Origin of the sequence: Ureibacillus aquaedulcis (assembly GCF_030418165.1) — a bacterium.
GTDB classification, from domain to species: domain Bacteria; phylum Bacillota; class Bacilli; order Bacillales_A; family Planococcaceae; genus Ureibacillus; species Ureibacillus aquaedulcis.
The window spans coordinates 51,273-64,435 of sequence record NZ_JAUHTQ010000018.1 but is presented as its reverse complement, the minus strand read 5'-3'; the positions used below and the strand labels follow the sequence as shown (position 1 = coordinate 64,435).

Annotated in this window: 15 protein-coding genes; 5 read left to right on the top strand and 10 right to left on the bottom strand. The window is 38.6% G+C overall.

The features are described 5' to 3' along the window. Positions 1 to 224 precede the first annotated feature (224 nt). From abc-f to QYB95_RS17170, 8 genes are all read right to left on the bottom strand, one after another. Complete coding sequence (abc-f, locus tag QYB95_RS17205; RefSeq protein WP_301139607.1) at positions 225 to 1,865, bottom strand: ribosomal protection-like ABC-F family protein; 1,641 nt, start codon at positions 1,863 to 1,865, stop codon at positions 225 to 227. Between the two features lie 370 nt (positions 1,866 to 2,235). After that, complete coding sequence (locus QYB95_RS17200) at positions 2,236 to 2,679, bottom strand: VOC family protein (protein WP_301139606.1); 444 nt, start codon at positions 2,677 to 2,679, stop codon at positions 2,236 to 2,238. A 10-nt stretch (positions 2,680 to 2,689) separates the two neighbouring features. Continuing rightward, complete coding sequence (locus QYB95_RS17195) at positions 2,690 to 3,109, bottom strand: VOC family protein (RefSeq protein ID WP_301139605.1); 420 nt, start codon at positions 3,107 to 3,109, stop codon at positions 2,690 to 2,692. 66 nt (positions 3,110 to 3,175) lie between these two features. Next, positions 3,176 to 3,694, bottom strand: coding sequence for a YfiT family bacillithiol transferase (locus QYB95_RS17190; protein ID WP_301139604.1), 519 nt, complete (start codon positions 3,692 to 3,694; stop codon positions 3,176 to 3,178). Positions 3,695 to 3,817: 123 nt separating this feature from the next. Continuing rightward, positions 3,818 to 5,083 (bottom strand): CYP152 family fatty-acid peroxygenase CypC, encoded by a 1,266-nt coding sequence (gene cypC / locus QYB95_RS17185; RefSeq protein WP_345783731.1) that lies wholly within the window; start codon positions 5,081 to 5,083, stop codon positions 3,818 to 3,820. A 129-nt stretch (positions 5,084 to 5,212) separates the two neighbouring features. Further along, a complete protein-coding gene (locus QYB95_RS17180; protein ID WP_301139602.1) occupies positions 5,213 to 5,773 on the bottom strand; it encodes a hypothetical protein in 561 nt (186 codons plus the stop codon). Positions 5,774 to 6,066: 293 nt separating this feature from the next. After that, entirely contained in the window at positions 6,067 to 7,623 is a 1,557-nt protein-coding gene (locus tag QYB95_RS17175; protein ID WP_301139601.1) for a BCCT family transporter, read from the bottom strand. A 143-nt stretch (positions 7,624 to 7,766) separates the two neighbouring features. Continuing rightward, entirely contained in the window at positions 7,767 to 7,922 is a 156-nt protein-coding gene (locus QYB95_RS17170) for a YpzG family protein (protein ID WP_301139600.1), read from the bottom strand. Between the two features lie 210 nt (positions 7,923 to 8,132). On the opposite strand from QYB95_RS17170, the gene QYB95_RS17165 reads away from it, so the two are divergent. Next, positions 8,133 to 8,435, top strand: a complete 303-nt coding sequence (locus QYB95_RS17165) for a YunC family protein (RefSeq protein ID WP_301139599.1) — start codon at positions 8,133 to 8,135, stop codon at positions 8,433 to 8,435. 167 nt (positions 8,436 to 8,602) lie between these two features. Next, the gene (locus QYB95_RS17160; RefSeq protein ID WP_301139598.1) at positions 8,603 to 9,724 is read left to right on the top strand and encodes an alpha/beta hydrolase; all 1,122 of its coding nucleotides are present in this window, start codon (positions 8,603 to 8,605) and stop codon (positions 9,722 to 9,724) included. A 46-nt stretch (positions 9,725 to 9,770) separates the two neighbouring features. On the opposite strand, the gene QYB95_RS17155 is transcribed toward QYB95_RS17160, so the two are convergent. Beyond that, entirely contained in the window at positions 9,771 to 10,271 is a 501-nt protein-coding gene (locus tag QYB95_RS17155; RefSeq protein ID WP_301139597.1) for a pyridoxamine 5'-phosphate oxidase family protein, read from the bottom strand. 179 nt (positions 10,272 to 10,450) lie between these two features. On the opposite strand from QYB95_RS17155, the gene QYB95_RS17150 reads away from it, so the two are divergent. Together QYB95_RS17150 and QYB95_RS17145 are read left to right on the top strand one after the other, a co-directional pair. Continuing rightward, positions 10,451 to 10,678, top strand: coding sequence for a phosphate-starvation-inducible protein PsiE (locus tag QYB95_RS17150; protein ID WP_137730250.1), 228 nt, complete (start codon positions 10,451 to 10,453; stop codon positions 10,676 to 10,678). Between the two features lie 133 nt (positions 10,679 to 10,811). After that, positions 10,812 to 11,084, top strand: a complete 273-nt coding sequence (locus QYB95_RS17145) for a YqhV family protein (protein WP_301139609.1) — start codon at positions 10,812 to 10,814, stop codon at positions 11,082 to 11,084. A gap of 17 nt (positions 11,085 to 11,101) precedes the next feature. Here the strand turns inward: QYB95_RS17145 and corA are convergent, their stop codons facing one another. Continuing rightward, a complete protein-coding gene (gene corA / locus QYB95_RS17140; protein WP_301139596.1) occupies positions 11,102 to 12,064 on the bottom strand; it encodes a magnesium/cobalt transporter CorA in 963 nt (320 codons plus the stop codon). Between the two features lie 238 nt (positions 12,065 to 12,302). Between corA and QYB95_RS17135 the strand changes: the two genes are divergently transcribed. After that, positions 12,303 to 13,157 carry a manganese catalase family protein gene (locus QYB95_RS17135; protein ID WP_301139595.1) on the top strand — a complete coding sequence of 285 codons (855 nt, stop codon included), beginning with the start codon at positions 12,303 to 12,305 and terminating at the stop codon, positions 13,155 to 13,157. The last annotated feature ends 6 nt before the right edge of the window (positions 13,158 to 13,163 follow it).

Below are 13,163 nucleotides of genomic sequence, written 5' to 3'. Positions count from 1 at the left end.
TTTCCTAGAGTAGGAAAATGGTGTTTTCTTGATGTAGCTTAAATTGATTTCCATTGCGGGGACGCGCATCCTCGGGCACGGCTCGAGCCTGTAGTCTCTCACTCGTGCTGTTCCCCCAGGAGTCGCCCCTCCACTCCAATCAATTTATAAAATATCAATTTCTTAATATAGAATCTTCCATCATCCAAAGAATTCTCTACTTCTGTCCCAGCCCCGCTTGTTAATTAGTTATTCTTTAACTGATTAATTTGTTTTGTTAGTTCATTAAATCTTGCATCCAGGATGGGGTATTGCGAATCCTTAACAGTCATGAAGCTAAGTTTCCCAAGTACCTCCTGTCTCTCAGTTTCTAGCTTTAGCAGCAATTCTTTTTGTTCATCTACTTGAGATGGCATTTCTTTAAATTGCTTATGGATGCCGTCTTCTTTAATTTCCAGGCTACTATTCGTTGTCTTTTCCAGGAAGTAGCGGTCATGGGAAACAATCAGCAGCGTTCCATTATAACTCGATAAAGTCGCTTCCAGCTGTTCCCGCGATGGGAGGTCAAGATGGTTGGTAGGTTCGTCTAGGATGAGTACGTCTTTTTCTTCTAATATATATGCCATTAACTTGCACTTCACCCGCTCCCCCATACTCATTTTAAGTATAGGTTCTTTCCAGGCAGCCGTTTCAAAGCCTAAGTGCTTCATTAAATTTTGCACTTTCCCTCTTTCTTCGAATGTTGGTCGATAGAACAGCTCTTCCGGTGTTTTTGCCAGTGGCAAGTCGAATACTTCTTGGGTTAAGTAGCCGATGTTAGCCGAAGGGGAAATCCAGACTTCTCCACCTTCCGCTTTTGTTTTACCCATTAGAATTTTTAAAAGTGTCGTTTTTCCGCTTCCATTCGGTCCAATTAGTGCAACCTTTTCACCAGCTTGGATTGTAAAGCTTACGTCTTTAAATAATAGTCGATTGTTTACTGTTTTTTGTAACTTTTTCACCTCCAACAAACGTTTCCCATGTTTGTCATTCGCCTTTAAAGTAAACTGCACCTCATATTCGGGCTTCACAGCTTCAACATTGGAGTGTTCCAATTCTTGCTCGAGACGCTTTCTTTTCGATTTTATTTGAGCGTCTGTCCGTTTCGCTTTCACACGATGATATTCTTTAAATCCTTCTTGCTTTGTTGAGGCGGCGTGTGCTTTCTGCGACCAAGCTGTCAGCTCATTTAATTGACCTTCAATCGTTTCAATCTTTTGCTGTTGCTTTTCATATGCCCTTTGTTGTGTGAGCCTTCTGTGTTCTCGGGCTTTCATATAGCTAGTATAGTTGCCATCATGCTCTATTAACTTCCTGTCTTCCAGTGACCAAATTTTTGTGGCTACCTCATCCAGGAAATATCGATCATGGGATACCAAGATAACACTTCCTTGATAATGTTTGATATACTCCACCAGGATTTTTGTGGACTGCTCATCAAGATGATTGGTCGGCTCATCTAGAAGGAGAAGCTGTGCATTCCGTGACAAACCTTTTGCCAATCTCGCCTTGAGCCTCTCCCCACCACTTAAATTTTGATAATGGTTTGGAGGGACCTTCCATTTAGCTAACATGCTTGCTTCAACTGCCTCATCATGTTTTGCTGTGAAGTCTTCTGTTTCCTGTTCAACCATTTCAATCGTTGTATTTTGTTGTAACCAGTTGATCTTGCCGTTGGATAGTGGCAGGTTTCCATTAATCAGTTGCAGCAAGGTCGATTTCCCTGCTCCGTTCTTGCCGATAATTCCGATTACATCCCCACTATGCACTGTCCCGTTTACATTTTTAAACAGCATATAATCAGCGATTTCATAATTAAGGTCTTGCAATTTTAAAAGCTCTTGCATATATTTTCGCATCCCTTCTACAAAAAGGGAGGATTAATTTGTATAATATTAAAGTAAAAAAATCCTCCCAAAAGTTTTGGAAGGATTAGTCTCATTTTTGACAGAAAAGTTTTGGACTTTCCTATACCTTCATAAGTACAACTGTAGATTAATGATAAAAAACTTAGATGTAAATCGGCTTTCTATCAATATCAAAGAAGCTGCCAAAGAGCAATAGCAGTTGAACTTATGGGAAAATGGGCAGACTAATCCTATTTAAATTCTTGAATTAAAATTTCAAAAACAAAAATAAGATTATTGAATCATCGGCCACCCATCTTCCCTTCTGTTCGTTTGACATGAATTATATCATAATTAAAAATCGCATACTTTATTTTTTAACAATTAACATATCATTTTCATCAAATTCCCACATTTCACCAAAGGCAACCTCCCAAAAATAGCCGTTTGGATCTTGGAAATAGCCGCTATACCCACCCCAGAAGACGGTTTCCGGTTGTTTGACGATTTTAGCCCCTGCCTTTTCAGCCAATATGAAAACTTCATCTACTTCTTCTTTCGACTTCCCATTATAAGCTAGCGTAAAGCCTCCGAAACCAGCTCCTATTTCTGGTGGCTGATGTTCATTGATATCCTTTGCTAATCTTTCGATTGGAAATAATGATATTTTCGTCCCATTATTGTTAAAGAATATGACATCAGGATTCGATTCCTCGCCATAAACCACTACATCAAAGCCTAGTCCATCTCGGTAAAATTGAAGGGACTCTCGCATATTTTTTACACCTAAAGTAAGTAAATTTAAACGATTCATAGTTATCCTCCTACAAATTCTCAGGTAATCTCTCCTTATACCTTGGGCTTAATTCGCTCCAGACGTCAAACTTATTCCCGTCCAAATCTTGAAAAATGAAGTTTCTCCCTGCATGTCCCCGATTCTCGATTTCCCCAACTCTTATCTTGTTTCTGGTAAACTCTTCGTGAATTTGTTGGAGGGCTTCTAATCCATTCACTTCAAACGTAATCGAAAATCTCTCATCCCCATTACTATCTAGAAAATTGGCACTTTCATCAGAAGGAGACTGTACTAGAAAGAAGCTTTGATCAGCAAAGTTTAGAATTGCTTTCGTGTCATCCGTATAAGAAATTGTTGCGCCCATTTTTTCTTCATACCACTTGGCCGCTCCTTCAACTTCTTTTACAGGTAAGTAAATTGTGCCTACTCTAATTAACTTTGTATCCATTTATTCACTTCCTCCATAAGTAAACCCCAATCTGAAAAGGTACTATTTCGAATTGGGGTTTTTGGTTTATGCAGTTCTAGTTGCCAAAGCATTTTGAATATGTGCAAGATGGTGATTCACGTGCCATACACTAAAAGCCAATGTGGATAGGATTGTTTGTACACCCGTTTCTGGATGCGTATACTTTCGGTCTAATTGGTCTTTTGTCAATTGTCCAAGTAAGTAGGCCATCCGGGCATGCAATCCCTCTATTAATTGCAAAGACGTTATGATTGGCAGGTCAGAATCAGCTAAGGTTGCCCATGCGTTTTCCTCAAAAGGTTTAATCTGTGGATTTTCCTCTGTTAATGCTAGTTTAATACGTGTATATACATTGACTTGTGCATCCGCAATATGGTGAACAAGTTGTTGAATGGTCCATGCACCCTCTCGATACGTCAGCTGTTGTTCTTCTTCATTTAAAGATTCCGCAGCTTCACTTAATTTTGAAGGGTACGTTGAAAGATTCTGTATCCACTCATTGATCAATTCACTCGTGATTACTTCAGTTTCTTTAAACTTTCCAATAGGGTATCTTTCATCCATTTGCTTTCACCTCATCTTTATTGTTCTAGAGAGGATAAAAATTTCCTGCCAGCATCAGCATTTTTCATAATACAGTAACGCTCCGGGGTGAATAAAATGAACATTAAAGAAACCGAAAATCAACTAGTGACTTCGGTTTCTTGTAATTTGCTCAAGTATTATTTTGCTTTTAGGGATACTTGGAATGTCATCCATTTCAAAACTCAAATCCTGCTCCGGTACTTTGAATTCCATCCGATTCACTAAATAATCCAGACTGATCTTCATTACATCAAGAGTAATTTGTTCACCTGCACAGCGATGGCCTAAGTAATAATCGCCTCCGCCCTGTGGGATAAAACTAAACGGACTGCCTTTCCAATAGGCAAATCGTTCAGGGTTGAACTTTTGAGGGTCCTCCCACTTCGTTGGGTCATGATTCGTACCGTATAGATCGAGCAGTGTTAGTGTGCCTTCTTTAAATTGGTAACCATTCCAAGAGAAATCCACCCTTACCTTTGCAGCGATAAATGGGAAGAAAGGATAAAACCTTCTAACCTCCTGGACAAACATCTTGGAATAGTCATTGTAAGATTGGAGCTTCTCCTTTTCTTTCGGGTGTTCGATCAGAGCCAAAAGAGAAAAATTAAGATAGATGGAGATGGCCACGATTGGACGTAGCATATTAATGACTTCTACTGCTACCGTTTCGACATCCAGCAGATTTCCCTGCGTATCTTTGTGAAAAGCAAATTGATGAAGTACAGTATTTTGAGGGAATTTTATTTTAGCATCTCGTGTGTCTTGGATAAGTTGCTGAATTGTCTTTTCACAGATATTCCGAAAGGTTCTCCCCAACCAATGATTCGGACCAATCGCCGAAGCCGTTTCAAACATGGAAGCCAGCTCTTTTGTCATTTTCTTCACATCATTTTCGTGCAAAGGATACCCAATCCATTTAAATGCCACACTGCAAAGCAATTCCTTGATTTCCTCATAAAAGAGGATTTTATCCATTTTACTCCATTTATCAATCGATTGTTCCCATTGCATCTGTGTCAGCTCAAATAAATGATTCAAGTGATCTTCCGTCATAACGGACATCAGCATTTCTTTGCGATTGCGATGTTCTTCATCATCCAAGGTTTGCACTGCATTTTTTCCAAAAAGTGTTTGGACAAGTCGATTCGGGGCTGCATCTTTTCTTTGAAATTTTGTCGGATCATAGAAAACTTGCGCAGCTTCCTCCCCTATCATGCAAATTGCTTTTTTTCCCATAATACGTGTCTCAAAAACATTAGACTGGAGTTTTCCACTTCTGTTCATAATAAAGTGATAGCCTTCCTTAAGAAGACCTATACTATGATCGATTCCTTCGTCCTTTGGCATTTGATTTTCCAATTTTGTCACCTCATTTTCCGTTCACTTATTTTAGTCTCTCTAAACCTTTTGTGATTATACTTACCCTGATGACAATTAATATAATCAAAAAACACCAAAATGCGCTTCATGACATTTTGGTGTGGAAGAATTTATAATTTAATAAATGACAGGATAAACCTCATTGGCTGCTTCATGCCCGAGCAAGTCAGCTAATTGCCCTTCAAATTCCAATCGAAGGTTCTGCAAGCTCTGCAGATCATTCGGGGACACAAGAGAAATCGGCTTTTGGAACTGACCAATCCCACCTTCATTGAGCACTTGTGCAACAAATTCCGAACAAAAGAAAGCATGCTCCCTTTGATACGGTTTATTTACGATAAAAGTAATGACTCCTAAAAGATTATACCGATAAAGGTGCTTTTCTATCTCTATTTTCTTGATGAATGCTTTCATTTTTTCCATTTGTACTTCTGTAGCGTCGAAACTATAAATCGCACATCTTGCATTTTTAAATAGACCTTGTCTTACATCCTCATTCACAAATCCACCTATAAAAGGATTGCGGGGTCTTTTCCTTCCGAAACTATAGACTTCGTTGAAATGTTCATCAAAAACGATGGATGCATGGTTATAGGGCTTTCTTGTATAAACCTTAATCATCCTGGTAAACATGGTGCCTGTATCAGTCAGTAATAAGTAAACCTTCTTTCTTTCCATCCTATTACCCCTTCGTTTATCTCTTACTACCAATAATAAAATATCAACTCACACCTGATAACCGACTGAAGAAATATTTCAGCATCAGACCTAAGACTTAGTTTCAATGCTATTATTATCTGTATGAGAGGTAGGTTCAATATTAAAAGTTGTACATAATAGGTAACTTTTACATATATGTTTTTATGTAAGCACTACAAGAAATAGAACTAGATGATTCACAAAATAAAACCCGGAGAAATAAATCTCCGGGCATTATCTAACCATGAATTATTCGATTTACACAGCTGCTGCTATTTCTTCAGCTTGTTCTCACGTTCAATATGCTCCCGCATTTTCTTTAATCGTTTGATTTCATGCTTTTTAATAGGAATCATCTCTGTCCTAAGCATTTTCCATAATGTAATACCTAAAAGCAGCGTAATGACGGTAAAGGGTAAGGCTGCCGTCAAGGCTGCTGTCTGCAGAGCATCTAAGCCCCCTGCATAAATTAATACCCCACATATCGCTGCCATTAATATTCCCCATGTTAATTTCGTAACTACCGAAGGATTCATCGCACCTTTTGAAGTCATGCTCGCCATAATGAAGGTTGCGGAGTCGGCAGATGTAACCAAGAAAATAAAAATGAGTATGATACCCAGAGTCGATGTAATAAATGAAAGAGGCAAACTATTTAACGTTTCAAATAGGGCAAGCGTTATGTCTTCATTCACTAGATTAGCAATACTGGTATTTTTATGAAGATCGTGCCATAGCGCGGTTCCTCCAAAAGTTGCAAACCAAAAACATGAAAATACCGGCGGAACAATCAATACGCCAACTATAAATTCCCGTACCGTTCTCCCCTTTGAAACTCTCGCTATAAATGCCCCAACGAATGGTGACCAAGAAATTGCCCATGCCCAATAAAACACCGTCCACTCCTTCACCCATGTATCTTCTTTATACGGTTGCAGACGCAAACTATATTCTATAAAATGTGTGAAATAATCTCCGATCGCCAATGTGAAAGATTCCAGAATAAACACTGTTGGTCCCATAATAAAAACAAAAGCCAATAAAAGAATCGCCAACCCCATATTAACGTTACTTAAAATCTTGATTCCCTTTTGCAGGCCAGTCGTAGAAGATAGCATATAGCCAATCAACATCAGAACAAGAATCACAACTTGCAAACCAAAACTCATAGGCAAACCAAGAACTGCATTTAAACCCCCGTTTGTCTGGAGAACCCCAAAACCGATCGAGGTCGCTACTCCCATGACAGTTGCAATAACCGCCAGAATATCAACAAGATTTTTTATCCCTTTCCTTGGCCCGGTAATAGGCTCCAATGATGTAGAGATTAGTAAATCCTTCTTTTTATTGAATTGCATATAACACATAACGAGACCCATTAGTGCATAAACAGACCATTGACTGATTCCCCAATGGAAAAAGGAATACCCCATCGCAAGTCTCGCAGCGTCCGTTGTTAGGGGCTCAACCTTATCAGTTGGTGTAGTTAAAAAGTGACTCATCGGCTCTGCTACACCCCAGAAAACCAACCCAACTCCCAGACCCGCCGAATACAGCATTGAAATCCAGGTAAGATAGGAGAATTCAGGTTTTGCTTCATTCCCCCCAAGTCGAATATTGCCATACTTACTGACTATTAGGAACAACAAGAAAAGAATAATGGCAAATACCGAAAGCAAATAAAACCATGAAAAATTACGCGTAGTCATATCATATATAGAACTAGCAATCTCTCCAAAACGAACCGGAAACAAACCACCTAAAAACACCAATACTATAATAATTAGGGCGGAGATTGTAAAAACCGGATTTTTTACTATGTCCTTCACTAAAATAACAACTCCTCTTAAATAAATAACCTAACTTTTATTCCCTGCTTTCTGTGCGCGTAAACACTTTAATGTATCAAAGTGAAGGTTTTACAAAAAGTACATAAATATAATAAAAACCCGGAATCATCCGGGTCCTTGATTTACATAAATCTATTAGCTTTAGCCGCCGTTCTCAATACTTGGTTTTGGAGAGAAACCTTTGTCTCCCCGTTCATTTGAGACTTATGAAATTTCGGCTTTTCCCAGTTTCGGTGATTCTTTGAAGAATTAGGATCCAGAATACCCTTTTTTCCCATCGGTCACACCCCTGTTCAAGTTAGTAGATTTATCAGTGAAATCGACTTTAGTATGAAACAGTTCAAATAAATCATGCGCTATTTTGATATTCAGCAATATGGGAAATATCTTAATAACAGAAAATCGCAAAAGATCTATCTAATAATTCATGCTATAGGGGAACACTTTTTTCCCCCTTCCATATTTTATAAAGGAAAGGGGCGATAAATATGGTTTCGATTGAACCACTCGAAATAAACGGACACATGTTTACTGCTGTTACTGTACGGTTACCAAAAACAACACTTTTAACAGTTTCAAACGAGAACGGGTACATTATGTGCGGGGCGTTGGATGTTGGGTTGCTAAATAGCAAATTGGCTGATCGCAAAATTATTGCAGGTCGTGCGGTAGGTGTAAAAACCATCGATGAATTATTAAAAGCTCCATTGGAATCAGTCACACATGAAGCAGAAAAACTGGGAATTGTAAAAGGAACAATCGGTGAAGATGCTTTAATAAAGATGATTTAGAAGAAACAGTCCAGGAAATTATATTTCCTGGGTCTCTTTCGTTTTAAGCAGTGCCCTCCACCCAAGAAGGTACAGATTGTAATCCCTCTAAATCCTTCAGAGTATAGCCAAAATAATAACGGATAAAATAAACAAACATTTAAATTTTGCTGACTAGGGGTGGAACTATGAAGAAAATTCCTAAAATAAGTATTGCTTTCATACTTTTCTTTAGTTTGGGCAGTATTGTTCCAATACATGCCCAAGAACCTCAAAGTAGCTCATCTAATGAAGCAAAACCGCCAAATGTAGATATGACAATCACCGGTGAAGCAGATGAACAGCTTTTAAACCGGCTTACGGACAGTCTAAATGCCAACAATAAAGAAGAAATCGATGTGGAGGAATCCATTAAAGGATCCGCTCAATATATCGACCTGGACCAATTTAAAAAAACAGCCCTAAACCTTCCCTATACTGATACACAAAACGACCGGCAACAACTAGATATTGTCTATCCGTCCATCGGAAATCCGCCACATAAAGTGATCGTGGCACTTCATGGGGGTGGTTGGTCAAGCGGCGACCGTAAATCTGCATCCCTAAAACTTGTTCAAATGGCGACCCAGCAAGGTTATGCAGTCATAAATGTAGGTTATCGATTATCAGATGAGGCGAAGTGGCCGGCTCAGCTTCATGATGTCAAAGCAGCCATCCGTTTTATACGAGCCAATGCAAAACAATATCGATTAAACACCAACAATATCGTTGTATGGGGAAATTCAGCTGGAGGCCATTTGGCAAGTATGGTCGCTGCTACAAATGGCATGGAAGAGATGCAGGACCTTTCAATGGGTAATTCCAGGGCTTCATCCGAAGTGCAAGGGGTGGTTTCCTGGTATGGGATTTCAGATATTGCCAAACTGCCTGATGCAAGCATAAATATTGCAAATAAGCTTATGGGATACAACGTTCGAGACAAAGTTGAAGAGTCGAAGGTTGCCAGTCCCATCCATTATATAAATAAGGATTTCCCTCCTATCTTCATGATTCATGGCACTAACGATCAAATAGTCCCCTTTGAGCAATCGGTATTGTTTGCAAAGGCCATTAACCAAGCAACAGGAAAAAAGCAGGCGTCACTGAAGCTGCATATCAATGCAGCACATAGCGATGATGAGATAAAAACTACAACAAATGTGGATGAAAGCCTAGATTTTGTCGATAAAATTATGTATCCTGACCGGAAAAATCCTTACCGTTCCAAAAGATATAAAGAAATTAAAGTAATTTCCGAAAAGCCATCCTAATCTAAAAGAGACGTCCATCGTATATGACGTCTCTTTTATCTTGAATCTAGTGGCTTAATGCTTCACTAAATTTCCCTGTAATTTTTTCAATTTCTATCTCAAACAATTCCGTTTTAGGCAAAGCTGGATACCCTTCCCTTTCGAACTTCCAGTTTGGATCCCCATACTTTTTCCACAAACGATCGTAGAACAACTCTTTTTTTGCTTCCTCTTCGATATGTTTGATCGTCCCGAACACAACAACACTTGTATAGCTTAAAGCCGATTGGCATGCATATTTTATACCTGGAACAACATCCCTCATCTCGCATACTTCAATGCTTACTTTTTGATTCACTTTCACATTTTCCCAAAAATGACTTTCCCTTAAATTTCCAATATGTATATAAAGTTTTGAGCCCCCTTCATATACATAGACAAACGGAATAACATATGGATAGCCATCTTGACCAATCGTTGCAACATGTGCGACTTCTGCGTTTTTCAAAAACTCATACGCCTCTTCTTCCGTTACTTCTCTTTTTTTGTTATGGACTGTTCCTCGCATCCTCTATCTCCTCCCCTACTTTAAAACGTAAAGCGCCCTTTAAATATATATTCTAAATACTCCTTTAAATTCCTTCTTTATGATTTGATAATAAAAACAAATCTTCCCAACATTTATAATTGAACGATTATGTGATAAAATCATATCGAACAAGCGAATTACATTAGGGGGAATTTTCAATGGGCAATTCAGTTTTAAAACCAAATGCTAAGATTAGTCCGGAACGTGAAAGTGAAGCATTGGCTATTCGCAATAACTTAATTATTGAATTATTAGTAAGTGTACTAGATGAAAAATTAGTTATCGAACGTCATATCTTACGTGAACGTTTAGCAAATCTTATCGAATTAGCTAAGTATGATGAGGAGCTAACAGAAACTCTTCACGGTGTAATCAATAAATTATAATTCTCATATATAAAAGAGTCGCTTCCTTTAAAGGAGCGACTCTTTTATATTGTATCGGCTTTACACGAATTTCAAGGTTAACTATAAATATTCAATAGCGGACAAGCATAAACTTTCCTATCAAAGCAAAAGGATGGTGTATGTGGCATCTGCATTACTTTACATGGTATTGCTGCGATTGGTTTCCGGAAGTATCGAGTTGACTGTAGCTGGTTTAATGTATAAATCGCATGATTTAGAAAAAGCGCTGGCCCTTAACTCCATGCTTGCATTAGTTGGTCCGTGCATCCTCATCGTTACAACTGGATTAGGGGTTGCTGGATTGGGCGACAAAATCTCTTTCCAAAAAATGTTATGCCTATTTGGAGGAGTTGTATTAATTTTATTGAGCTTAAAAATGAAATAACTACCCTTATCAAACCGCTATTTAAACCAGCCTTTCCTTCTGAACCAAAGCAACATAATCACGCCGATAATCACCATCAATACTAATGAAAACAGATAACCGAATTTCCACGACAATTCCGGCATATGCTCGAAATTCATTCCATAAATTCCTGCTATGAAGGTTAATGGCGCAAAGATCGACGTAATAATTGTTAGGAGCTTCATGACATTATTTGTTTGATGAGAGTTTAAAGATAGGTAACTATCCCTTATATCGGCAGTGACTTCCCGGTTCGTCATGACCATTTCCGATAGCTTTAATAGATGGTCATAGATATCAGAAAAGTACTCCCTTCTCTCACTGATCCGATTGACATTTAAATGGTGCGAATTCAGCATACGGTAAAGTAAATCCCGCATCGGATTGACTGAATGCAATAGGTTTAGCAGCATATTTCTCGTTTCAAATAATTCATCCATTAGGTGATTCATCGATTTCTTGTTCGTATTCTCAATCATCTTTTCTAATTCATCTTCAATTTTGTAGATGAGCGGGAAGTAATTATCGACGATTTTATCCAATATTTCATAAAAGATATAGTATGGATCCCAACCGGATATGGACTCCTGGGCCAAAAACCGGCTCCATACTTTTGATACTTCTTCAGAAGGGACACTATGAAACGTGACAATACAGCTTTCACCAACAAAGAAATCCAATTCGTCCTTGATGATGCCTTCATTTTCTTCTCGGAGAAGGTGGGTTACATAAAAAGTATAGCTTTTGTAATAATCCAATTTCGGTCGCTGAAAATCGTGTACACAATCCTCAATCGCAAGGGGATGAAAGTGAAACGTATCTGCAAGATGCTGTATTTCCTCTTCGGTAGGTTCGCTAAAATCAACCCAGAACCATTTATAATCTGATAATACTGCTTGATTGATTGCAATATTTTTCTCTAAATGATTATCATTTGTTATGCCTAAAAAATTTATCATAAGACTTAACCCTCTCACATTCAAAACATGCATTATAAAAGCAATTCCCTTTTGTATGGCTGTATAAACTCAAGATAGTACTAGCAGTATGCAACTGAGCGGCTATTGTTAGTCGTATAGTAATCATAATTTCTCTTTTTAAGTGCTGTTTGTCTTTCTATTTTCTTTGTATTTGAATAGAATCAAAAATCAAACCAATACTTTCTATGAGGCAAACTACTTCTAGGGAGGAAAATTCATGTATTTCTATAAAGAAGATTTAATCAATATGATTGTTCCAGATAAGCCAGATCCTGCTGCTGCCAAAGTTTTGCAGGAAACACTTGGTGGACGTTTTGGTGAAATGCGTACAATGATGCAATTTTCATTCCAAAGTGCCAATTTCCGAGGTAAAGCCAAGCAATATCGTGATTTGATTCGCGGTATTTTCCTTGAAGAAATCAGTCATGTTGAACTTGTACAAACAACTATCAATCAATTGCTGAATGGTGCCGGGGATTCAGGAGTTGGTAACGCCGGTATTGACCAAGCTCCATTAGACGAAGCGATAAAGCATGCGAATCCGCATCATTTCATCATGGGTGCCCAAAGTTCACTGCCTGTTGATGCTGCCGGGAACCCTTGGATGGGGAATTATGTCTATAGCCATGGAAATTTGGTGGCGGATTTATTGGACAACCTTGTACTTGAATCAACCGGCGTTCTCCAAAAAACAAGAATTTATGAAATGAGTTCGAATAAAACACTTAGAGAAACATTAGCCTTTCTAATCGTTCGCGATAATGCCCACCAAAATGCCTTTGCCAAAGCTCTAGAAACACTTGGAGTGGACTGGGCAAAGTTATTCCCTATACCGAATTACGACATCACCAAGTATCCAGAATGTCAGAAGTATATCGATATGGGCTTCCATAATGCCTTCTTCAACTTCCGATTAGATGATCACCGGGTTGGGGAAATCTTTAGTGGGGAATCTCCTAGCCGAAACAGCGGTGAACTGCGTGTTGTAGACCCGCCAGCACCACATCCGGTGCCGGAATTGCCTGAGATGCCAAATGAACATAGCCCAGGCTTATCCGATTTAAATAATTAAAGAAAG